The sequence below is a fragment of the Pseudonocardia aurantiaca genome, assembly GCF_039526725.1.
Classification (GTDB): domain Bacteria; phylum Actinomycetota; class Actinomycetes; order Mycobacteriales; family Pseudonocardiaceae; genus Pseudonocardia; species Pseudonocardia aurantiaca.
The window spans coordinates 1-1,561 of record NZ_BAAAJG010000038.1 but is presented as its reverse complement, the minus strand read 5'-3'; the positions used below and the strand labels follow the sequence as shown (position 1 = coordinate 1,561).

Here is a 1,561-nt window from a genome sequence, read left to right as displayed (position 1 = left end):
TCGGTGTCCGGGCAGGGACGGTCCCCGGCCCTGCGGTTGGCCGGTGCTCCGGTCCTGGTTGTTGTGGCGGTGGCGCCGGTCAGGGGACGGGGAGTGCGGTCAGGCGGGCGTGGGCGGTGGTGATCGTCTCGGCCCAGGGCCAGGTGGGGTCGATGTGCAGGATGTGGCGGCGGGCGGAACGCACGAGTCTCCCGGCGGTGGCGAGCAGCCGCAGCCGTAGCCGTTTGGGTTCGTAGCCGGCGGCGGTGGTGGGCAGGGCGAGGCGGGCGCACCAGGCGAGCAGGTCGTGGGCGAGCGCGGCGATGGCGACCCAGATGCGGTTCTGGTTGGTGTCGTGGAAGGGCAGGTTGCGCAGCCCGGTGTCTTTGGCGGCGCGGATGCGGTCCTCGACGCGGGCGTGGCGGCGGTGGCGTAGTTCCAGGTCGGCGAGTTGCCGGCCTGCTCCGCCGCGTGGGGTGTTGGTGAGGAAGCCGGTGATCCGCAGGCCGTCGGCGTCGGTGGTGCGCAGTTGCGCGCCGGGGTGCGGGCGTTCCTTGCGCAGGATCAGCCGGGTGCCGGGCGGCCAGCCGTGCAGCTCTGTGAGGCCGGTGGCCTCGGCGACCCAGGCGCCGTCGCGGGGCTCGATCTGGACGCCGTGTTCGGCGGCGCGGGGCTTGCGCGCCTGATACGCCGGGGTCCACGCCGCCGCGGGGAGTTGCGCGAGGGCGGTGTGCACGTCGAGGTGGGCGAAGCTGGCCCCGACGGAGAAGTCCACGCCCTGCTGGTGCAGGTGCGTGGCGAACTCGCGGGTCGCGCCGGCGGCGTCGGTGCGCACCAGCACCGGAATCCGGCCCGCCCCGTCGCGGGCACGACGCTCGGCGGGGAGCTGGGCGAGCGCGGCATCGAGCACGACGACGTGGTCGGCGGCGGTGTTCGAGCCGGCCTTACCCGGTCGCAGCAGCTCCGCGACCGGCTCCCCGCCACTGGCGCTGCCGTGATCGACGAACCCGAGCAGCGGGTGGAACCCGTAGGTCTTCTTCCACGTCCGGGTGGCGTCCTGCTTGTCCGAATGCGCCGTGACCAGGGTGGCGTCCAGATCGATCACGACCCGCCCGTCCTGGACCGGCGCCCCGGCGATGCCCCATACCCGTTCCCGAGCCGCACCGCGGGCCGCGCTGATCGCGGCCACGACATCGGCGGCGTCGCCGGCCAGCCGGGTGATCAGCCGCGACACCGTCGGGTCCGAGGCGACCGGCCCGAACACCCCAGGCTGGGCGCGCAGCACCGCGACGTCGCAGGCGGCGTCCCCACCCAGCGCGACCGCCACAGCAAGATCAGCCACGATCTTGCCCGGATCATGAGATGCCCGCGGCAGCCGCCACGGCCCCAGCCGCCGCGTCAGCTGCCGGGCAAGGCCGGTGCGCCGCACGGTCTCCACCAGCAACACCCCACCGGCGTGCGACACCAGCGACTCGCCGCCGGCGATCACGGACAACCAGGGACGCAAGTCCTTATGCTTCACCCGCGGAGTGCCTCTCAGCTCGATCTGATTGGGTCTCGACAACCACGATCAAACCGCGCT

General features: G+C 73.5%; 1 protein-coding gene. It reads right to left on the bottom strand.

Going from position 1 to position 1,561, the window contains the following annotated elements:
- Positions 1 to 79 precede the first annotated feature (79 nt).
- On the bottom strand, positions 80 to 1,501 hold the full coding sequence (locus tag ABD143_RS38065; RefSeq protein WP_343988750.1) for an IS1380 family transposase: 1,422 nt from the start codon (positions 1,499 to 1,501) through the stop codon (positions 80 to 82).
- Positions 1,502 to 1,561: the final 60 nt, after the last annotated feature.